Origin of the sequence: Salinimicrobium soli (genome assembly GCF_048323655.1) — a bacterium.
In the GTDB taxonomy this organism is placed as follows: domain Bacteria; phylum Bacteroidota; class Bacteroidia; order Flavobacteriales; family Flavobacteriaceae; genus Salinimicrobium; species Salinimicrobium soli.
In genome coordinates this window covers 417,529-438,880 of sequence record NZ_JBLUWW010000002.1, presented here as the reverse complement: position 1 = coordinate 438,880, position 21,352 = coordinate 417,529, and the positions used below count along the sequence as shown (strand labels likewise).

Below are 21,352 nucleotides of genomic sequence, written 5' to 3'. Positions count from 1 at the left end.
CCTTCTCATGTTAGTCCCACCTGTTTTGGTTAAACCGGTTCTTTTTCCAGTACCACATCATTATAAATCCGAAGAGTGCCCCGCCTACGTGCGCAAAATGAGCAATTCCTCCTCCAAATATAGAATATCCTGTAAAACCTGAAAACAGGTCAAGTGCGATCAAAGCTGGGATAAAATACTTTGCTTTAATAGGCACCGGAACAAACAACAGGAACAATTCAACATTTGGAAACATCATTCCAAACGCTACCAGTATTCCATATATTGCGCCCGAAGCACCCACCGCCGGAGTGTTGTAGGCCATATAGAATTCCTGCAGCACATCTTTTGAAACCGAATTAAGAATACCGGTGGAATACTGTCCGGTCTCCAAAAGGGTCTTTATTCCTTGTGGATCCATTCCCGCATTCAGCAGTTCTGTATAACCCGTCTCAAAGTGATAATAATTTACTAAAGAATGTATTATGGCGGCACCAATTCCGGCAGAAAAATAAAAGAAAATGAATTTATTTTTCCCCAGCATTTGTTCTATGGGACTTCCAAAGGCCCAGAGGGCATACATATTAAAAAGAATATGCATGAAGCCGCCGTGCATGAACATATGGGTGATCACCTGCCAGACCCCAAAATTGTCATTTTTGAAGAACCATAATGAGAACAATCGGTAAGCCGGCTCTCCAAGGCTCATGGTTCCTATAAAAAAAATAATATTGATGATCAATAGAACCTTTACGGTTTCGGTCATTCTTCCCATTTACATAAACTTTTTATCCAGTTCGTCAACAGTTAAAGTTATAAAGATAGGTTTATTATATGGTGATAATGACGTCTCTTTACAGGCAAACAAACTATTAACAATATTTTGTTGATCGTGCGGATTCAGGCTCGTCCCCGATTTTACAGCCATGCCTTTCGCCAGGGATTTGGACAATATGTCCACCTGCGAAAAACCGGCTCCCGGAACCTCATTTTCAAGATCTGAAAGTAATTGCTCCAGTAGAATTGCTACCTCACTTTCAGATATCTGCGTGGGTATACCGGTAATTTCTACGGAATCTTTCGTGAATTCAGAAAAGATAAATCCTGTTTGTTCCAGGGACTCTTTAATTTCTCTAAGTAATTCGATCTCATTGGTGCTGAATTGCAGCTGAAGCGGAAACAGCAACTGCTGACTCACAGCCGAAGAGACCGTAATATTCTTCAACAATTCTTCATATAAGATACGGCTATGTGCCCGGTGTTGATCAATGACCAGTAATCCGCTTTTTAAGGTCGTGACTATATACTTTTTATTCAGCTGGAAGGTGGTGCCTCCGCCATCATGCTCACTCTTGTCAAAGAGTTTTCCGGTCACCTCATCGCTTTCAAACTCCACCTGTTCAAAAGAATCGGGAGACTTCAAATCTTCAGATTCCAAACCTGTATACAGACTTTCCCAACTTCCTGTGGAATTAGCTTTGCGATATCCCCCTGAACTGTATCCTGAACTACCTTCACTTTTAAAAGGATTGAAGTTTGGATCCACTTCTATTTTTGGCGTGGTCACTCCTTTTCTTGAGAACTCGTAAGGAGTATCCAAAGTCGAGTCCCTGTCGAAATCGAGAACGGGAGCCACATTGAATTGGCCTAGACTGTGCTTGATGGAACTGCGAAGAATAGTATACAAGGCGTGTTCATCATCAAATTTAATTTGGGTCTTGGTAGGGTGTATATTGATATCTATACTCTTAGGATCTACCTGCAGGTACAGAAAATAACTCGGATAGGCTTTGTCTTTCAAAAGTCCTTCAAAAGCAGCCGTTACGGCATGATTCAAATATGGACTTTTAATGAAGCGATCATTGACAAAAAAGAATTGCTCTCCCCTGCTCTTTTTGGCAAACTCGGGTTTACCTACGAAACCGTTGATCCCAATAATATCTGTCTCCTCTGTAACCGGAACCAGTTTTTCATTGGTCTTTCCTCCAAAGATATTGACGATACGTTGTCTTAAATTAGATTCGGGTAACTGGAAGAGTTCACTGCCGTTGTGAAAAAGAGAGAATTGAATTCCGGGGTGCGCCAGGGCTACCCTCTGGAATTCGTCAATAATGTGTCGTAATTCTACCGTATCACTTTTCAGGAAATTACGGCGGGCAGGAATATTATAAAATAGATTTTTTACACAAATGGTGGTGCCTTCCGGCGTTACACAAGGTTCTTGCGAAACTACTTCACTGCCTTCGATCTTAATACAGGTTCCCAGTTCTTCATCACCTGGGCGAGTTTTCATCTCCACATGGGCGATAGCCGCTATAGATGCAAGGGCTTCTCCCCTGAATCCTTTTGTCTTCAGGCTAAAAAGGTCTTCTGCTGTATTGATCTTGGAAGTGGCGTGCCGTTCAAAGCACATTCGGGCGTCGGTAAGGCTCATGCCTTTTCCGTCATCGGTCACCTGGATAAGAGTCTTTCCGGCCTCTTTGACAAGGACCTTGATATTTTGGCCGCCCGCATCAATGGAATTCTCAAGCAACTCCTTGATGACCGAAGCAGGACGCTGCACTACCTCCCCTGCAGCAATCTGGTTTGCAACATGGTCTGGTAAAAGATGAATTACATCATTCATTTACTACGGATTGGTAAAAATGGATAAATCGAAATCGATGATCCAGAGAAAGATAAGCACGAGAATAGCAATGATCACCAGCACCCGCAAATTGATCTCACGGTTACCGCGATTACGGCTGGACTTACGGGCTTCAGCCCACTGAGAGCCAAAGTCAATGGCGTTGGTAGTCTCTTTATACTTATGGAATTTGGAATCAAAACTGTAGATGTTCCCAGTATCCTTGCCCTTATAATACCGCGGAGTGTAATTATAACGCTGGTTCTTTCTCGTTTTGTAGAAGTTGATTTTCAAACTGCTTTTCTTTTAATTCCGGAAAACTCAAATTTACTGAAATTGCGCAAGACTTCCGAAGTTTCCTGATGCAAACTATCAACTACAAAAACAGTGCCGCGTGAAAGCAGGTTTTAGAAGCGGGCGTCCTTTCGAAGCTGTGCCATTTTTATGGCCGCTACCGCAGCCTCAGCTCCCTTGTTACCATGTTTCCCGCCAGAGCGGTCAATGGCCTGCTGCATGTTATGATCTGTTAGCACACAGAAAATAACGGGAATGTCACTTTGTACATTCAGATCTTTAATGCCTTGTGAAACGGCTTCGCATACAAAGTCAAAATGCCGGGTCTCCCCTTCAATCACACTTCCTATGGCAATGATCGCGTCAAGCATATCATAGCTCTCCTGCATCTTTTTACAGCCATAGATAAGTTCAAAGCTACCGGGAACATTCCAGCGCACGATCTTTCGCTCCATCACCTCATTTTCCAGCAGCACTTTTACTGCTCCCTCATACATGCCTTCGGTGATCTCGTGGTTCCATTCAGAAACAACAATCCCAAACCTGAATTCCTTCGCGTTTGGGATTGAGTTTCTGTCGTATTCTGAAAGGTTTTTTCCTTCTGTAGCCATACTTATTGCATTGCCTGAGCCTGCCCTAAATAAATAGCCACTCTGTTGGCTTCGGGAGAATCAGGAAATTCTTCTTTTATGCGGGTGAGATAATCTTCCGCAGCACCTCCTTTTCCTAACTGAATAGCTGTTACTGCAGCTTTCATCAGGAATTTTGGAGTAGTGAAATTATTGGTTCTTAATTTAGCAGCTTCCACATAATAGTCAAGCGCTTCTTCAGGTTGCTCTAACTGAAGGAAAGCATCACCGATCCCTCCTTTGGCAAGAGGACCAAGAATTTCATCGTCGCTATCAAAATCATCAAGATGATCTATAGCTTTCTGATATTCGTTTGTATTCAGGTAAGCCATTCCCGCGTAATAATGCGCCAGGTTACCTGCTTTTGTACTTCCGTAGTTCTTTACGATGTCTTCAAATCCAAATTTTCCCTGACCTCCGGTAAGAGCTAGATTGAATAGTGAATCACTCTCTGTAGCCGGTGCATCAAGAGCTTCATCAAAATATTGTTGTGCCTGGAACATTTCGTTCGCAGCCTCAGCCTCTTTTGGCTCCTGGATAAATTCGTTATACCCAAGGTACCCAAGGATCACCACGGCAGCAACACCAATGATAATGTAGATGTACTTTTGATTACGGGCAACCCATTCTTCGGTCTTACTCGCTCCTTCATCAAGGGTGTTAAATACTTCTGCAGTTGTTGAACCGTCTTCAACTGAATGCTGATCGTCCTTAGCTTTGGGTTTATGTCCTCTTTTCTTGTACGTTGCCATAAAAAACTGTTAATTGAAGGGCAAAAATAGAATTTTTCTTTAAAAGGAAAAGGAAAAAAAATGGATAATTTATCCTAATTTGCATCCCCTTAGAGGTCCTGAAAACAATGGGAAAACTAAAAACCACTTCGCTGAATAGCAGCTGTTTATGTTTCTGAAAAATCTTTCTTTACTAAATTATAAAAATTTTGAGTCGGCCAATTTTGAATTCGACGCTAAAATTAATTGCCTGGTAGGTAATAACGGAGTGGGAAAAACCAATGTTTTGGACAGTATTTACCATCTCTCCTTCGGAAAGAGTTATTTCAATCCCATTACCAGTCAAAACATCCGCCATGGGTCAGAATTCTTTGTCATTGAAGGTGAATTCGAGAAGAATGATCGGGAAGAACAGATCATTGTGAGTGCCAAAAAAGGGCAAAAAAAGATTATTAAAAGGAACAATAAACCTTACGAGAAGTTCAGTGAACATATTGGTTTTATTCCCACGGTTATCATTTCCCCGGCAGACAGGGACCTCATAATTGAAGGAAGCGAGACCCGCCGGAAATTCATGGACGGAGTCATCTCCCAAAGTGATAATCTCTACCTCAACAGCCTAATCAACTACGGAAAGATCCTGGCCCAACGAAATTCCCTGCTCAAATATTTTGCCGCCAACAACTCCTTTGACCGCGATACACTTTCAGTTTATAACGAGCAGCTGGAGGAGCTGGGCAACGTGTTGTACGAAAAACGCAAGGCCTTCCTCAACACCTTTATTCCTATTTTTCAGAAGCGGTATGCCACCATCAGTAACGAAAGGGAGGAAGTGTCTATAACTTATAAAAGTCAGCTGGAGGAAGGCTCCTTCGGTTCTCTGCTGGAAGACAACCTTCAAAAGGACATGGCCCTCCAGTATACCAGTGTCGGGACACATAAAGATGATCTCAACTTTGAAATAGAAGGTCATCCCATTAAAAAATTTGGTTCACAGGGCCAGCAAAAATCGTTTTTGATCGCCCTCAAGCTGGCACAATTTGATTTTATAAAAGATCTCAGCAAGGTCTCTCCTATTTTGTTGCTGGATGATATTTTTGATAAGCTCGACGAGAACCGTGTGGCCCATATCGTTGATCTTGTTGCCACCAATCAATTAGGGCAACTGTTCATAAGCGATACTCACGGTGACCGCACTGAAAAAGTAGTAATGGAGACCGGACAAACCTATAAGATGTTCCGACTATGAAAAAGCACTTTTTAACTCTGTTCCTGACCCTTTTTCTTTTCTCATGTACTTCTACGGAAGAAAAGATCCATAATTTAAATGGCTACTGGGAGATCCAAAAAGCCGAATTACCCGAAGGTATTACCAAGGAATTTAAATTCAGTGAGATCGTGGATTACATTCAGGTGGAGGAAAACGAAGGCTTCCGAAAGAAAGTCAGGCCACAATTGGGCGGTGGCTTTTTAACTTCAGATGATCGCGAAAATTTTGAGGTAAAGGTTGAAAATGACAGTATTAATTTGTACTATAGAACTCCCTACAACGAATGGAAGGAATCTGTACTTTCTTCCGAAGAAAATGAACTGGTGATCCTCAATCAACAGGGGATCATTTACACCTATAAACGTTTTACCCCTTATTCCAGTGACTATGGCCAGGAGAATTAATGACCACATCAGCATCAGCGAAGCTTTACAGGAATTTGTTTCTGACAACAAACTTCAAAAGGGCCTGGATAAGGTTCACGTGCGCGATGTGTGGAATAGTCAAATGGGGCCTGCCATTGAAAAATACACAACGGCGATCAAACTTGACCGCGATACACTGTACGTGCAACTGAGTTCTTCCGTTCTTAGGGAGGAATTGAGCTATGGAAAAGAAAAGATCATAAAGATGCTCAACCAGGAATTAGGACGTGAACTGGTAAAGAAGCTGATCCTCCGTTAGAAAACTTCCCAAAAAAGGCATTTTTGACTGCTGTTTTACTTCGGAAATTTTCTGAAAAAGTTCCTTTTTTAGTAACTTATTGGGTGAATTCTGAAGCATTTTCGCATGGTCACTCTGGAAGAAATGATCGAAGTACAGCTGAAAGGCCGAAGGATCTCAGATCCTGATGTACTTAGGGCAATGGAAGAAGTTGACAGGGCTCTTTTTGTCCCTGCAGACAAACAACATAATGCCTACGAAGACCGCCCCCTTCCCATTGGAGAGAACCAAACCATTAGCCAACCTTACATTGTGGCCTACATGGCCGAACAACTCCGACTCAACAAAAATGACAAAGTTCTGGAAGTAGGTACCGGTTGCGGGTACAATGCTGCGGTGCTTTCAAGGCTCGCCTCCCAGATCTACAGTGTGGAGATCATTGAGTGGCTGGCAAAACTGGCCAAAGAGAACCTGGAAAAAACAGGATTTGAGAACATTCATACCCGTTATGGAGACGGCTTTGCCGGGTGGCCCGAAGAAGCACCTTTTGACGCTATTATTCTCACTGCTGCCCCACCCTCTATTCCTCAACCCTTAAAGGACCAGCTGAAGATTGGAGGCAGAATTCTGGCGCCGGTTGGCCGGATCAATCAGCAACTATTACTGCTGCACAAAACAGGAGAAAATGAATTTGAAGAAAAACACCTGTTGCCCGTGCGTTTTGTTCCTATGACGGGAAAAGCAGATAAAGGAGGAAGTTATGGCAAATGATGACTATATAACTACCGCCGAAAAATTATTGAACGACTTCGCCGAAAGGACCGAAATTGAATCCTCCGGCTCCCAAAACTTGCACCGCTATCTCTGGACAGATGCTTTTGCGGTAAAAGCCTTCTTCGGAATGTATCACCTCACCAGTCAAAAAAGGTATTTTGAACTGGCTTTACGACTCATCGACCTGGTACACGAAAATCTCGGAAAATACCGTCCGCAGGATGAACGGGAAGGCTGGATAAGCGGACTAAATCACGAACAAGGACTGTTGCACCCAACCGTCGCCGGACTCCGCATTGGAAAAAAATTTCCTGAACGACAAAAGCATGAATCTTACAACTCTTCCCTGGAATGGGAACGGGATGGCCAGTATTTTCACTACCTCAGCCGCTGGGTAATGGCTCTGTTGCAGGCAGATAAGGAAACTGGCGATGAAAAATACGCGTACTGGGCTTTGGAGCTGATGCTTGCCGCAGAAAAGTTTATCTACGAAACCGGAACCGGCTATGCCATGTACTGGAAAATGAATACAGAACTTACACGACCCCTGGTAGCCAGTATGGGTGCACACGATCCTTTAGAAGGATTGCTTTGCACCAAAAGTATCCAGGCCAGACTTCCGGGAAAAGCTTCTGACCTTGATGCTCTTGCAAAAAAATTCAAAAGCATGTGCAGTGGAAGGACCTGGTCAAATCCTGATGCTTTGGGAATAGGTGGCCTGCTACTGAACAGCCTCAAAGCCAAAGACCTCGCAAGCCACGGCTTTACCCTTCCGGATGGCAGTAAACCTTCCGACCTTGTTAAGGAGGTCATTGAGAGTTTAACCTCTTTCTCCCGAACTTTCTCCAATGATGAGTCGGCTGAATATAGACTGGCCTTCAGGGAATGCGGACTGAGCCTCGGACTGCAGACAGTCCTGAATTCCGATGAAATTTCCGAAGGATTTAATTCAGAAATAGAAGAATTGGAAAAGTACAGGCCGATGGCCCTGGAAATAGAAGAATTCTGGCTACAGGAGGAGCATCAGCAGTCTTCAACCTGGAAAGAGCATGAAAATATCAATATGATCAGCCTTGCCTGCAGTTTGATCGCTCATCAGGCACCGGAAGTATTTTCAGGAAACTGAGAATTAAAGGCATAAAAAAACCACCTCGAAAAAGGTGGTTTTTGAATAGTATTATAAAGAGGAATTAGAACATTTCCCTTCCGGCGAAATGAAACTCTCCTTCAATCTTGGCATTTTCGTCGCTGTCACTTCCGTGAACAGCGTTCTCACCTACAGAAGCTGCATATTTCTTTCTGATAGTACCTTCAGCAGCGTCTTCAGGATTGGTAGCTCCAATAAGAGTTCTAAAATCTTCAACAGCGTTCTCTTTTTCAAGAATAGCAGCTACAATTGGGCCACGGGTCATGAATTCAACCAATTCTCCAAAGAAAGGACGCTCTTTGTGGATCTCGTAAAACTTCTCAGCATCACGACGGGTCATTTGGGTAAGTTTCATTGCCACAATTCTGAACCCGGAAGCTGTGATCTGATCTAAAATAGCTCCAATGTGTCCTTTTTCAACTGCATCGGGCTTTAACATGGTGAAAGTTCTGTTTCCTGCCATTACTTCAATTTTAATTTTGGTGCAAAAATAGTCAAACTAAAGCCATTTCCAATTTTTAATTGAAGAATGCCATTTTCCGAAGCTATTGAAAAGCCAGATTTCACTACAGGCTTTCATCAAAATATTGAAAATATAGTATCTTCGCTCTCTATGACAGACAAGGATATTTCAAAAGTTAAAGAGTTACTGGCCCACCCCCGAAAGATCGTGATCGTCCCGCACAAGGGGCCGGACGGCGATGCAATGGGTTCGACCCTGGCACTTAAAATACTTCTGGAAACCCTTGATCACGATGTGGAATTGATCGCGCCCAATGATTACCCAGATTTCCTGAAGTGGATGCCATACCAGGAAGAAGTACTCATATATGAACAGGAAAAAAGCCGCTGTGACGAACTTATCAGTCAGGCTGAGATCATCTTTACCCTGGACTTCAACCATCTTTCGAGAGCGGGAGAAATGACAGACAGCCTCGAAGCGGCAACTGCCGATTTCATTATGATCGACCATCACCAGCAACCAGACGATTACGCTGTGGTCACCTATAGCGATGTCACCATGTGCTCCACCTGCCAGATGGTCTATCACTTTTTTGAGAACATTGGCCTGACAGATCATATAACTCCGCAGGTCGCCACCTGTTTGTATACAGGTATCATGACAGATACCGGTTCTTTCAGATATCGTTCTACCACCAGCAGAACACATCTGGTGCTGGCTGATCTCATTGAAAAAGGAGCCGATAATACCAGTATTCATGAGAATGTTTACGACACCAGCTCCTACAATCAATTGCAACTTTTAGGGGTCGCCCTGCAAAATCTGCAGGTGGTGGAAGAATTGAGAACAGCTTATATCACCTTATCCCAGGAGGAGCTCGATCGTTATAATTACAGAAAAGGAGATACTGAAGGTTTCGTGAATTACGGATTATCCCTTTCCGGAATTATTTTCGCAGCCATTTTTATAGAGAACAAAGCTGAAAATATTGTCAAGATCTCCCTCCGATCAAAAGGCACATTTTCGGTCAATGATTTTGCACGTAAATATTTCCATGGAGGTGGCCATATTAACGCTGCCGGCGGAAGAAGTGACCTTCCGCTAAAAGAAACCGTTGAGAAATTTATTAGTATCTTACCCGAATACAGGACAAGCCTGGCGGGATAAGCAGCGAAGTCTTTACCAGCAAATACAATGAGAAATCGAATGAGAAAGCATGCAATGAAGTTGGCCCTTATGATGATTGGGATTATGTTTTTCATTTCCTGTAAATCTCCGGAAGCCCGACGTCCCGTGACCCAGAAATCGGGTTCCTATATTAATGAGTCCATCAAACGAAATAAAGAAATTGTAGCTGCGCAGGAAGATCTCATTCAGCAGATCATTGAAGCCGATTCCTCCAACAACTATATCTCTTCCCCCAACGGATTTTGGTATTACTACAATAAAAAAGATACCCTGGCTGGACCCACACCTCAATTTGGGGACGAGGTAGTTTTCAACTACGACCTCAGAACGCTGGACGGGCAGGTCATTTACTCTAAAGATGAACTCCAGAGCCGCACTTACGTGATGGACAAAGAGAAATTATTCAGTGGGCTCCGCGAGGGATTGAAGCTGATGCAGGAAGGCGAGACGGTCACCTTTCTATTCCCTTCCCACAAGGCCTATGGCTATTACGGCGACAAAAAGAAAATAGGATCAGATGTTCCGGTGATCTCCACCGTAACCCTAAATAAGATCACCACAGAAAATAACAATCAAAACAAATAATCGAAAATGAAGAAAATCAGTCTATTGCTTCTTTGCAGTATTTTTTTAACCCTTGCCTCATGTAATGAGGAATATCCTGAGTTGGAAGACGGCATGTACGCCGAATTCAAAACCAATAAAGGAACTTTTGTTGCCGAACTTTTTTACGAGGCTACTCCTATGACCGTAGCCAGTTTTGTTTCCCTGGCTGAAGGTACCAGCACTATGGTGGATGACCAGTACAAGGGAAAACCTTTTTATAATAATCTGAAGTTTCACCGTGTGATCGAAGATTTCATGATCCAGGGAGGAGACCCCGAAGGAACAGGTAGCGGTGGTCCCGGGTATAAATTTCCGAATGAGATCGTTGATACTTTAAAACACGAATCAAAAGGAATTCTTTCTATGGCCAATTCCGGTCCCGATACCAACGGAAGCCAATTCTTTATTACCCTTAAAGAAACCCCATGGCTGGATACCATGCACACAGTCTTCGGAAAGATCGTGATGGGACAGGATGTTGTAGATGCTATTGGGACTGTAGAGACAGCACCGGGAGACAAACCGGTTCAGGATGTTGTAATGGAGGAAGTGAACATCATCAGAAAAGGGGATAAAGCCAAAAAATTTGACGCTCCAAATGTCCTTGCCGATAAATTGGAAGATTTTAAAAAGGAGCAAGAGGTTAAAGAGCAGAAAATGGCTGAGCAAAAACAAGAGAAGGCTCAGAAATATGAAGAACTAAAACCTGACGCCAAAGAACTGGAGAGTGGCCTGCAGATCACATATTTGGAAGAAGGCGAAGGCCCTCAACCAAAATTGGGTGATACTGTGATGGTAAACTACCAGGGATATTTGGCTGATGGCCAGATATTCGACACTAACATAGCCGAGGTTGCCAAAGAAGCCGGAATTTTCAATCAGCGCAGAGAGGAAATGCAGGGATACACTCCTATGCCGGTACCTTACAGCCCTGAAGCACGAATGATCCCGGGGTTCAAAGAAGGTATTCAGCAAATGAAAGTAGGTGATAAAGTCGTTCTTTACATTCCTTCCCACCTTGGATATGGAGAGCGCGGATTTGCTCCTGTAATTCCACCAGGATCTGATCTTATCTTTGAAATTGAAATGGTATCGGTTAAATAGACCCCACTCAAGAACAAAAAAAGGCAGCCAAAAATGACATTTTTGGCTGCCTTTTAATTTTAAGCAAAGTCGGAGTTACGCCGCTTTCTTCGGAATATTCTTCAATACCTCAAGTACGAATTTCCAGTATTTTTGAGCTGAAGAAATACTTGCCCTCTCATCTGGAGAATGTGCTCCCCGAATAGTCGGACCAAAAGAGATCATATCCATTTCGGGATAATTGTGCCCCAGTATTCCGCATTCCAGTCCCGCATGACAGGCAGCAACTTCGGCTTTCTTGTTGTTGAGTTTTTGATACAGTTCATCTAGAACCTTCAAGATCGGAGAATCTGTATTTGGCGCCCAGCCGGGATATGCTCCGGAAAGCTCCACATCAAATCCTGCCAACTCTAATCCTGCACGAATTCCATTAGAAAGATCTGTCTTTGATGATTCTACCGAGGAACGGGTAAGACAACGTATCTCGATATTTCCATCCTCAACAGAAACCCTGGCGAGGTTGTTTGAGGTCTCTACCAAACCTTCCATCTCTGGGCTCATTCTGTAAACCCCATTGTGTACTGAGTAAACAGCGCGGGTAAGAAGTTCCTGTACCCCGGTTTCCATCACTTTTTCAGGCATTGAAGTTTCTGTTACTTCAATTTTTAGTTTTGGCTCCAGAGTTTTGTACTCCTGCTCTATCTGGCTCACCAATTCTTTTGTTTCAGAAAGAAATTCCTCTCTTTGAACCTTATCGACCGTAACCACAGCTTCACTCTCACGCGGAATGGCATTGCGCAAACCACCACCATTTATGAAGGCGATCCTCATTCCGTATTTTTCGAATCCGTTATGAAGCAGTCGGTTCATTAGTTTATTGGCATTCCCAAGACCTTTAATAATGTCCATTCCGGAATGTCCTCCCTGAAGACCTTTTACTACTATTTTATAAGCAGTAGCTCCTTTAAGTACTTCTTCCTCTTTGTAGGTTCTTTTTGCGGTAATGTCTACTCCCCCGGCACATCCAATGCCTATTTCATCATCTTCTTCTGTATCGAGGTTCAACAGAATTTCTCCTTTTAAAATTCCGGGTTTTAAACCCATAGCTCCTGTCATTCCGGTCTCTTCATCTATCGTAAAAAGCGCTTCGAGGGTAGGGTGTTCGATCGTATCACTTTCCAGGATCGCCATCATGGTGGCTACTCCCAAACCGTTATCAGCTCCTAAAGTGGTACCATTGGCTTTGACCCAATCTCCTTCCACATGCATCTCAATGCCCTGCGTATCAAAATCAAAATCGGAATCGTTGTTCTTTTGATGGACCATGTCGAGGTGAGATTGCAGTACAACTGCCTTGCGATCTTCCATTCCCTTGGTGGCCGGCTTCCTGATAATAACGTTTCCGACTTCATCAACCTGGGTTTCAAGCCCAAGTTTATTTCCAAAGTTCTTCATGAATTCGATCACCCTTTCTTCCTTTTTTGAAGGTCGGGGAACATCGTTTAGGTCAGCAAATTTATTCCAGAGTGGCTTTGGTTCCAAAGCTCTTATTTCTTCGTTCATTGGTATTTTGGATTTGTATTTGAGCAAATATAAGGGTTCTCGAATAAGTGGAAAGCACCGGCAACACGTAAAATTATACCTACAGAACGGTTTCAAATTTTCGTATTTTTGAGAGGTGAAGAAACGATCAGCCCTTATTTTAGCGTTACTCCTACCGGCTCAAATCCTGTTGATCAAGCTGTTATCTTCGCATTCTGCATTTGTGGAACAATGGTATAGCAAAGGAATTTACCCATACACTTCCTCCCTTATGCGACTCGGTTTGGGTTTTTTACCTTTTTCCCTGGGCGATCTTTTATACGGACTTCTTATAATAATGTTGATCCGCTGGGTTGTCCTCAGATTCAAACAGCGATTTAAAGATCCCAAGCGCTGGATCCTGGAATTGTTTGCCACTCTTTCCCTTATCTATGCCTGCTTTAACCTTTTTTGGGGGTTCAATTATTACCGGCTCCCCCTGCATAAAACGCTGGGTATAGATAACGATTACACTACCGAAGAGTTGGTAGAGTTAACCAAACATCTGATTTCAAGATCTAATGAGCTACAATTAGCCATCACTGCGAATGATTCTGCAAAGGTGGTGATGCCCTACAGCAAATCGGGATTATTAGAAATGGCCGTGATAGGTTACGATAACGTGCAGGATGATTTTCCGGAACTCGATTACCGGCGGGTAAGCCTTAAACGTTCCCTTTACAGCCTTCCCTTAACTTATATGGGCTTCAATGGCTATTTAAATCCGCTCACCAACGAAGGACAGGTGAACACCATTATTGTTCCCTATAAATTACCAACAACTGCAAGTCATGAAATTGGGCACCAACTGGGGTTTGCTAAGGAGAACGAAGCAAATTTCCTTGCCTGTCTGTCAACCATGAATCACCCCGATATCTATTTCAGGTATTCGGGCTACACTTTTGCTTTAGGTTATTGCCTGAGCGAACTTTTTAGAAGGGAACCTGAACTCACCAATGAATTGCTGAAAGACCTCAACTACGGGATCACACTTAATTACCTGGAAGTTCGCGAATTCTGGGAGCGACATCAAAACCCCTTTGAACCGGTCTTTATGATGACCTACAATAATTTCCTGAAAGCCAATAATCAGCCGGAGGGAATGCGAAGCTATAGCTACGTGGTCGCCCTGTTGGTCAACTATTACAAGAACAGGCCGTTAGAGCCTTAGCTGCTGCTGTTCATTTTTTTTATTACCTTACCTTCCAACTTATTTATCACCAAATTCCTAAACTTTTTATGAAATTAAAATTGCTAATGTGTGTTCTGTTCAGTGCCTCCCTCGGCCTGCAGGCACAGGAGTACTTCCCTAAAAATGACGCCGTCAAGGCCGATGTCAACACCAATTACACGGTGTTGAAAAATGCCAGAATCCATGTTGATCCATCCACCGTTATTGAGAATGGAATGTTAGCCGTGCAAAACGGAAAGATCACGGCTGTGGGAAAATCTGTGAATGTTCCTAAGAACTCTGTGGTAGTTGATCTCAAGGGAAAAGAAGTATACCCTTCCTTTATTGATCTCTTCACCCACTTCGGAATTGAGAAACCAAAAAGCAACGGCGGAAGTCCCTTTAGTGGAAATCCGCAGTACGATGCTTCCCGGGAAGGATATTACTGGAATGATCACATAAGACCGGAGACCAATGCGGTTGAAAATTTTAAGTATGATGCTAAAGCTGCCGAAAGCCTTCGGAAATTAGGTTTTGGAGTAGTAAATACTCATTCTCCGGATGGAATTGTTCGTGGAACCGGAATGCTTGTCACCCTGAATTCCGAAGGAACTGAAGGAGATCGCATCCTGGATGAAGAATCTGCACAATATTTCTCCTGGGAAAAAAGCGCCAAATCAAAACAAATGTATCCCACCTCTATAATGGGGGCTATGGCTTTGCTTCGCCAGACTTACCTCGATGCCGACTGGTATTCAAAAGGAAAAGTAGATAATAAAGACCTTTCTTTAGAAGCTTTTAATGCCAACAAAAATCTTCTTCAGATCTTTAAGACAGATAATCTTCTGGATGAATTACGGGCAGACAAGGTTGGAGATGAATTTAATGTACAATATGTGATCCTGGGCAGCGGTAAAGAATTTGAGCGTCTGGACGCCATCAAAAATACAGGAGCTACTATAATTGTTCCCTTGAATTTCCCGGAACCCTTTGACCTGGAAGATCCATACCTGGCCAGCTACGCCACCCTCGGAGATATGAAGGAGTGGAACCAGGCTCCTGCAAACCTGAAGAAAATGTCAGAAAAGGGAATTCCGTTTGTGCTTACCTCCTGGGAAGCCGAAAAGAATTTTAAGGAGAACCTGGCAAAAGCGATTGCATACGGACTTGACAAAAAGACTGCCTTAGCAGCCCTTACCACTACTCCGGCAAAATTGATCGGCCAGGAGAACAAACTTGGAACATTAAAAGAAGGTGCCTGGGCTAATTTTTTGATCACTTCAGGAGATGTGTTTAACAAAGAAACAACCATCTACGAAAATTGGGTACAGGGAAAAAAATCAGTTATCGAGGACATGAGCGTGGTGAACCTCAACGGAACCTATGATGTCAAACTTGCGGGTGACACCTATAAGATGAAAATCAGTGGGGAGCCTTCAAAACCAAAAGCCGAAGTAAATCTTGACAACAAGAAAATAGGCTCCAAGGTCACTTACAGTAATGACTGGCTGAATGTTCTGCTTTCTTCACCTGATACTACCAAAACAGCCTATACCAGGCTAGTGGCGAAAGTTTCAGCTCCGGCAGAAACCCTTGAAGGGAAAGCCATTTTACCGGATGGTTCTGAAACCTCCTTTACTGCCAACCGTACTGAAGCAGCTGAAAAGAAAAAGGACGAGAAGAAAAAGGACGTGGAGACCCACGAGGTACTTCCCGTCACTTATCCAAATATGGCTTTTGGCTTTAAGTCTCTTCCGAAGCAACAGGATATGTTATTCAAAAATGCCACTGTATGGACCAATGAAGAACAGGGAATACTTGAAAACGCAGATGTGCTGGTAAAAAATGGAAAGATCGCCAAAGTAGGTAAAAACCTGAATGCAGGTAACGCATTGGTAATAGACGCCACTGGCAAACACCTAACGACCGGAATTATTGATGAGCACTCTCACCTTGCAGCCTCTGCAGTGAATGAAGCCGGACATAATTCTTCCGCAGAAGTACAGATGGAAGATGTTGTAGACCCTGATGATATAGGTGTCTACCGAAACCTTGCCGGGGGAGTGACTACCATGCAATTACTACATGGATCGGCTAATCCTATTGGAGGTCAGTCGGCAATTCTGAAAATGAAATGGGGTGAAAATCCTGAAGATATGCTCTTCGACAATTCCCCGAAGTTCATCAAGTTTGCGCTGGGAGAAAACGTAAAACAGGCCAACCGGAGTAGCAATTCACGCTTCCCCCAAACCCGTATGGGTGTGGAACAGGTCTTTGTAGATTACTTCATCCGTGCACAGGAATATCAGAAGTTAAAGAACAGTGGCAAACCTTACCGCAAGGATATTGAAATGGAAACGCTGGTAGAGATCCTCAATGGGGAACGCAATATCACTGCTCACTCGTATGTACAAAGCGAGATCAATATGCTAATGAAGGTGGCCGAACGCTTCGGATTTAATATCAACACCTTCACCCACATCCTTGAAGGTTATAAAGTGGCCGATAAAATGGTTGAACACGGTGCCGGAGGCTCAACTTTTTCTGACTGGTGGGCTTATAAATACGAAGTGAAGGATGCTATTCCACAAAACGCTGCAATTATGCACAATGCAGGAGTTACGGTAGCTATCAACAGTGATGATGCCGAAATGAGCCGCAGGTTGAATCAGGAGGCCGCAAAAAGTGTAAAATACGGAGACATTTCCGAAGAAGAAGCCTGGAAATTCGTAACCCTTAATCCGGCCAAACTACTTCATATAGATGATCGTGTAGGTAGTATTAAAGAAGGCAAGGATGCAGACCTGGTATTATGGGACGCACATCCACTTTCAGTGTACGCGAAACCGGAAAAGACCATTATTGAAGGAAAAGTTTACTTTGATCTGGAGAGAGATCAGCAGCTGCGTAAGGAGGTAGAGGAACAAAAGAACCTGCTTACCACACAAATGCTGAAGGAAAAGAACAACGGTTTAAAAACTCAGCCGGTCAAAGATTCCAAGAAAGAAGAAATGCATTGTGACACTTTATAATTGAAGAAAAAGATGAAAAATATTAAATATATGATCCTGCCGGTCCTGTTGTTAATTACAGGTTCGCTTATTGCTCAGCAAACACCGGCTCCAAAGCAAACCACCCCCATAACTATTGTGGGTGCCACTGCGCACATTGGGAACGGAGAGGTGATCGAGAACAGCCTGATCATTTTAGAGGACGGGAAAATAAGAACCATTACCGATGCTAATACCACAAAGATGCCTTACCGCGGGACCATTATTGAGGCTCAGGGTAAACATGTTTACCCCGGTTTTATTGCTCCCAATAGTACGCTCGGATTAGTGGAAATTGATGCGGTGACCCAATCTGACGATGAAGACGAACTAGGCGAAATGCTTCCACATGTGAGGAGTATAATTGCTTATAATGCCGAAAGCCAGGTGGTGGAAAGTATGAGGCCAAACGGAGTTTTGATAGGACAGATCACTCCCCGCGGCGGCAGAATTTCCGGAACATCTTCAGTAGTCCAGTTTGATGCCTGGAACTGGGAAGATGCAGTTCTTAAAGAAAATGACGGGGTACATGTAAACTGGCCCAGCAGTGTACGCAGAGGTCGTTGGTGGGAAGGGGAAGAACCCGGAATAAAACCAAATAACAAATATGAAGAGGAAGTATTAAAGCTAAAGGACTTCTTTAAAAATTCAAAGGCCTACCTCGCCGGTCCTCGCGACAGGACCAATCTTCCTTTCGAAGCTATGGACCCGGTATTTTCGGGTAAAAGTAAGATCTATATACATGCTGATGGAGAAAAGGAGATCGTTGATATTATAAACTTCAAAAAAGAAAATGATCTCAAAAATGTTGTTCTAGTAGGAGCCTACAATGGCTATAAGGTTGCAGACGAACTTAAAAAGAACAATATCCCGGTACTGATAGGACGTGTTCACAGCACTCCAAATCTGGAAGACCAGGATTACGACCTGCCATACAAAATGGCAAAGCTCCTGAATGACAAAGGAGTGTTGGTTGGTTTGGAAACCAGCGGACAGATGGAGAGAATGAACTCAAGAAACCTGCCTTTTTATGCGGGTACGGTTGTAGCTTTTGGAGCTAACAAAGAGGATGCACTTAAGATGATCACCAGCAATACGGCAAAGATCCTTGGTGTGGATGACACTTTAGGAACTCTGGAAGTTGGGAAGGATGCCACTGTTTTCATTAGTGAAGGAGATGCATTGGACATGCGAACTAATAAAGTTACCAAAGCCTTTATTCAGGGACGCGACATTAGCCTCGAAAGCCATCAAACTGAACTGGGAAAAAGGTACAGCGACAAATACACTCAATAAAATACCTGTTTAAATGAAAAAGCTCCCGGTTGGGAGCTTTTTTTATACTTTAAATTTTCCGGAGTCGAGCACCACCTGTGTTGAGGGCAGCACTGCTTTTGGCGTGTCCTCGGCAGTTATAAAGACCCGAATCGGTTTGTAAGGAGTGACAGTCTCCAGAGAAGCCTTGTTCTTTTTGCTAACCCGCAGGTTGCCAATATTGATGGTTCCATGTTTTTGGGTGACCAGCCACACAACATAATTTCTACGGGAAGGAGTCAAACGGTCCGGACTAGCCAAATTATCGATGTCAAGCTTGACCTCGTAATTATCACTTTTGTTTTTATCCACATTAAGTACAGCCTCTGCCGCGGGCACAACTTCAGAAGTTGGAAAAGTAATACTCTTTGAACAGGCGGTGACCAGAACTGCTGCCAGTATGAAACCCGCAATTTTCATGATATGTTTTACAGGTAAAGTTTTTTCATTTCCTCGAGAGCTCATCTTATTGGTTTTTAGTTTATTCCCTCTTAAATTAACTCTTTTTCCGCACTTCATAAAGTCCGTTACCGCCTTAACTCTCATATTGCTAAAAACTTTAAGGATATTTAACTTTTTTCGATGCTAAGATTTTAAACTGCCGGTCCAATCATCACTTTCTTATCTTTGTGCCATGCATAAACAGATATCGAGTCTGCAGAATCAGGCGGTAAAGGAACTGCTGCAGCTTCAGGAAAAATCCCGCGCACGTAAAAAGCAACATTCGTTTGTTGTGGAAGGGGTTCGAGAGATCGGACTGGCCCTCAAAGGTGGTTACCGGTTAAAGAAGCTTTACTACTGCCCGGACCTATTTTCTGCGGAAGAATTGAATTTTGTATTAAAGGAGACTTCTTCCGAAGTAAATATTTCCGAAATAACTCAATCGGTGTATGAAAAGATCGCCTACCGCGGAAGCACCGAAGGCCTGCTAGCCATAGGAGAAGCCAAAGATCTTTCATTGCAGGAAATTGAACTGAAGATAAATAATCCGTTGATCCTGGTAGCCGAAGCTCCCGAAAAACCCGGAAATATTGGGGCCTTGCTGCGCACTGCCGATGCTGCGGCGGTTGATGCTGTCTTCATTGCCAATCCTAAGACCGACATGTTCAATCCCAACATCATAAGGAGCAGTGTAGGTTGTGTTTTCACCCAACAGATCGCTACGGGAACAACTTCTGAAATAATTTCATTTTTAAAGGACCGTAAAATTGGCATTTTTGGAGCAGCTCTACAGGCTTCCGTTCCCTATGACAGTGTTGACTTCACGGGTGCCAGTGCAATAGTGGTGGGCACCGAAGCTACCGGCCTTTCCGAAGAATGGCTAGAGGATTCTACCCAAAATATAGTAATACCCATGCAGGGAGAAATAGATTCCATGAACGTTTCAGTGGCCGCCGGAATCCTCATTTTTGAAGCGAAACGACAGCGTAAATTCAATTAAAAGCTTTTTGGTATTTTGAATTCCTAAGCTGTATAATTTTTGCCGCGACTTTAAGTATATTAGCGGTTCTTCAAAATTTTAAAAATTGGACGCACAAACACTTTTTTATCTGATCGTCACTATAATTGTGGTCGATTTCATTGTCGACAAAGTTCTTGATGCTTTGAATGCCAAACATTTTGGAGATCCTGTTCCCGAATCTTTACGAGATGTTTTTGATGAGGAAGAATATGAAAAATCACAACGGTATAAAAGGACGAGATATAAATTCGGAATCCTTTCCTCCGCGTTTTCTACCGCTGTGATATTGATCTTACTGTTTACAGATGGTTTTGCTTACATAGATGGTATTGCCCGATATATTACCGATAATGAAATACTTATTGGACTCATCTTTTTTGGAATTATTATTCTTGGATTAGATTTCCTATCCCTTCCGTTTTCCTGGTACAGCACCTTTGTGATCGAAGAAAAGTTTGGATTCAATAAGACTACCGTGAAAACTTTCATTCTCGATAAGATCAAAGGCTGGCTTATGATGTTGATCCTTGGTGGAGGAATTCTGGCATTAATAATCTGGTTCTATCAATTCGCCGGGGAGAACTTCTGGTGGTACGCCTGGGCGCTGGTCGCGGTTTTCAGCATTTTTATGAATATGTTCTATTCACGGCTTATCGTTCCGCTATTCAACAAACAGTCTCCTTTAGAAGAAGGCTCGTTGCGGGCAAAGATCGAGTCCTATGCAAAGAAGGAAGGATTTAGCCTTGAGAAGATATTTGTGATCGACGGTTCAAAAAGGAGTACTAAGGCCAATGCTTATTTTTCAGGCTTCGGAAAAGAAAAACGAGTGACCCTTTATGACACTCTTATCACTGATCTCGAAGAGGAAGAGATAGTGGCTGTACTGGCTCACGAAGTAGGACATTACAAACGAAACCATATTATTCTGAACCTGGCAATAAGCATCCTTACCACTGGATTCATGCTATGGTTACTGTCGCTTTTTGTGGGAAGCCCTGTACTTTCCGCAGCTTTGGGAGTTGATCAACCCGCGTTTCATATAGGTTTGCTGGCATTCGGAATTCTTTACAGTCCTATTTCTGAAATTCTGGGAATCGGGATGAATTACCTTTCGAGAAAATTTGAATACCAGGCAGATAATTTTGCTAAGAACACCTATGCAGCTCAACCGCTGATTTCAGGGCTTAAGAAATTGTCAAAGAAGAGTTTGAGCAACCTTACTCCTCACCCTGCCTATGTGTTTGTTCATTATTCTCACCCGCCGCTATACCAGCGCTTCAGAAATCTATCCCTATAAATATATTGCCTGTCTTCAATCTTA

The 21,352-nt window shown here is 43.2% G+C and carries 21 protein-coding genes; 13 read left to right on the top strand and 8 right to left on the bottom strand.

The features are described from left to right. Positions 1–10: 10 nt before the first annotated feature. From ACNORC_RS07440 to ACNORC_RS07420, 5 genes are all read right to left on the bottom strand, one after another. Positions 11–754: a rhomboid family intramembrane serine protease gene (locus ACNORC_RS07440; RefSeq protein WP_418334991.1), complete on the bottom strand. Its 744-nt coding sequence runs from the start codon at positions 752–754 to the stop codon at positions 11–13. Beyond that, entirely contained in the window at positions 755–2,605 is a 1,851-nt protein-coding gene (gene mutL / locus ACNORC_RS07435) for a DNA mismatch repair endonuclease MutL (RefSeq protein WP_418334990.1), read from the bottom strand. 3 nt (positions 2,606–2,608) lie between these two features. Then, the gene (locus ACNORC_RS07430) at positions 2,609–2,899 is read right to left on the bottom strand and encodes a hypothetical protein (RefSeq protein WP_418334989.1); all 291 of its coding nucleotides are present in this window, start codon (positions 2,897–2,899) and stop codon (positions 2,609–2,611) included. A gap of 113 nt (positions 2,900–3,012) precedes the next feature. Beyond that, positions 3,013–3,510 (bottom strand): 6,7-dimethyl-8-ribityllumazine synthase, encoded by a 498-nt coding sequence (gene ribH, locus ACNORC_RS07425; protein WP_418334988.1) that lies wholly within the window; start codon positions 3,508–3,510, stop codon positions 3,013–3,015. Positions 3,511–3,512: 2 nt separating this feature from the next. Then, positions 3,513–4,280 carry a tetratricopeptide repeat protein gene (locus ACNORC_RS07420; RefSeq protein WP_418334987.1) on the bottom strand — a complete coding sequence of 256 codons (768 nt, stop codon included), beginning with the start codon at positions 4,278–4,280 and terminating at the stop codon, positions 3,513–3,515. 148 nt (positions 4,281–4,428) lie between these two features. Here ACNORC_RS07420 and recF point away from each other — a divergent pair, with 148 nt between their 5' ends. The 5 genes from recF to ACNORC_RS07395 all read left to right on the top strand — a co-directional run bounded on the left by recF (position 4,429) and on the right by ACNORC_RS07395 (position 8,092). Continuing rightward, positions 4,429–5,508 carry a DNA replication/repair protein RecF gene (recF, locus tag ACNORC_RS07415; protein WP_418334986.1) on the top strand — a complete coding sequence of 360 codons (1,080 nt, stop codon included), beginning with the start codon at positions 4,429–4,431 and terminating at the stop codon, positions 5,506–5,508. After that, positions 5,505–5,933 (top strand): lipocalin family protein, encoded by a 429-nt coding sequence (locus tag ACNORC_RS07410; RefSeq protein ID WP_418334985.1) that lies wholly within the window; start codon positions 5,505–5,507, stop codon positions 5,931–5,933. Before recF ends, ACNORC_RS07410 begins: the two co-directional genes overlap by 4 nt. Further along, complete coding sequence (locus tag ACNORC_RS07405; protein WP_418334984.1) at positions 5,917–6,213, top strand: DciA family protein; 297 nt, start codon at positions 5,917–5,919, stop codon at positions 6,211–6,213. Before ACNORC_RS07410 ends, ACNORC_RS07405 begins: the two co-directional genes overlap by 17 nt. 105 nt (positions 6,214–6,318) lie before the next feature. Further along, positions 6,319–6,963 (top strand): protein-L-isoaspartate(D-aspartate) O-methyltransferase, encoded by a 645-nt coding sequence (locus tag ACNORC_RS07400; protein ID WP_418334983.1) that lies wholly within the window; start codon positions 6,319–6,321, stop codon positions 6,961–6,963. Beyond that, on the top strand, positions 6,953–8,092 hold the full coding sequence (locus tag ACNORC_RS07395; RefSeq protein ID WP_418334982.1) for a hypothetical protein: 1,140 nt from the start codon (positions 6,953–6,955) through the stop codon (positions 8,090–8,092). Before ACNORC_RS07400 ends, ACNORC_RS07395 begins: the two co-directional genes overlap by 11 nt. Positions 8,093–8,156: 64 nt before the next feature. Here the strand turns inward: ACNORC_RS07395 and ACNORC_RS07390 are convergent, their stop codons facing one another. Next, complete coding sequence (locus ACNORC_RS07390) at positions 8,157–8,576, bottom strand: nucleoside-diphosphate kinase (RefSeq protein WP_418334981.1); 420 nt, start codon at positions 8,574–8,576, stop codon at positions 8,157–8,159. 150 nt (positions 8,577–8,726) lie between these two features. Between ACNORC_RS07390 and ACNORC_RS07385 the strand changes: the two genes are divergently transcribed. The 3 genes from ACNORC_RS07385 to ACNORC_RS07375 are packed head-to-tail and all read left to right on the top strand — an operon-like array spanning position 8,727 to position 11,474. Next, positions 8,727–9,743 carry a DHH family phosphoesterase gene (locus ACNORC_RS07385; RefSeq protein WP_418335385.1) on the top strand — a complete coding sequence of 339 codons (1,017 nt, stop codon included), beginning with the start codon at positions 8,727–8,729 and terminating at the stop codon, positions 9,741–9,743. 39 nt (positions 9,744–9,782) lie between these two features. Then, complete coding sequence (gldI, locus tag ACNORC_RS07380; protein WP_418334980.1) at positions 9,783–10,349, top strand: gliding motility-associated peptidyl-prolyl isomerase GldI; 567 nt, start codon at positions 9,783–9,785, stop codon at positions 10,347–10,349. A 6-nt stretch (positions 10,350–10,355) separates the two neighbouring features. Further along, complete coding sequence (locus tag ACNORC_RS07375) at positions 10,356–11,474, top strand: peptidylprolyl isomerase (protein WP_418334979.1); 1,119 nt, start codon at positions 10,356–10,358, stop codon at positions 11,472–11,474. 75 nt (positions 11,475–11,549) lie between these two features. Here the strand turns inward: ACNORC_RS07375 and ACNORC_RS07370 are convergent, their stop codons facing one another. Further along, positions 11,550–13,016: an aminoacyl-histidine dipeptidase gene (locus ACNORC_RS07370; protein ID WP_418334978.1), complete on the bottom strand. Its 1,467-nt coding sequence runs from the start codon at positions 13,014–13,016 to the stop codon at positions 11,550–11,552. Between the two features lie 115 nt (positions 13,017–13,131). Here ACNORC_RS07370 and ACNORC_RS07365 point away from each other — a divergent pair, with 115 nt between their 5' ends. The 3 genes from ACNORC_RS07365 to ACNORC_RS07355 all read left to right on the top strand — a co-directional run bounded on the left by ACNORC_RS07365 (position 13,132) and on the right by ACNORC_RS07355 (position 18,551). Then, entirely contained in the window at positions 13,132–14,205 is a 1,074-nt protein-coding gene (locus ACNORC_RS07365) for a DUF3810 domain-containing protein (protein WP_418334977.1), read from the top strand. A gap of 68 nt (positions 14,206–14,273) precedes the next feature. Continuing rightward, the gene (locus tag ACNORC_RS07360) at positions 14,274–17,237 is read left to right on the top strand and encodes an amidohydrolase family protein (RefSeq protein ID WP_418334976.1); all 2,964 of its coding nucleotides are present in this window, start codon (positions 14,274–14,276) and stop codon (positions 17,235–17,237) included. Positions 17,238–17,249: 12 nt separating this feature from the next. After that, the gene (locus ACNORC_RS07355; RefSeq protein WP_418334975.1) at positions 17,250–18,551 is read left to right on the top strand and encodes an amidohydrolase family protein; all 1,302 of its coding nucleotides are present in this window, start codon (positions 17,250–17,252) and stop codon (positions 18,549–18,551) included. 42 nt (positions 18,552–18,593) lie between these two features. Here ACNORC_RS07355 and ACNORC_RS07350 read toward each other — a convergent pair whose 3' ends face one another. Next, complete coding sequence (locus ACNORC_RS07350; RefSeq protein ID WP_418334974.1) at positions 18,594–19,034, bottom strand: hypothetical protein; 441 nt, start codon at positions 19,032–19,034, stop codon at positions 18,594–18,596. A 169-nt stretch (positions 19,035–19,203) separates the two neighbouring features. Between ACNORC_RS07350 and ACNORC_RS07345 the strand changes: the two genes are divergently transcribed. Next, positions 19,204–20,010 carry a TrmH family RNA methyltransferase gene (locus tag ACNORC_RS07345; RefSeq protein ID WP_418334973.1) on the top strand — a complete coding sequence of 269 codons (807 nt, stop codon included), beginning with the start codon at positions 19,204–19,206 and terminating at the stop codon, positions 20,008–20,010. 85 nt (positions 20,011–20,095) lie between these two features. Next, positions 20,096–21,328, top strand: coding sequence for a M48 family metallopeptidase (locus ACNORC_RS07340; RefSeq protein ID WP_418334972.1), 1,233 nt, complete (start codon positions 20,096–20,098; stop codon positions 21,326–21,328). Positions 21,329–21,352: the final 24 nt, after the last annotated feature.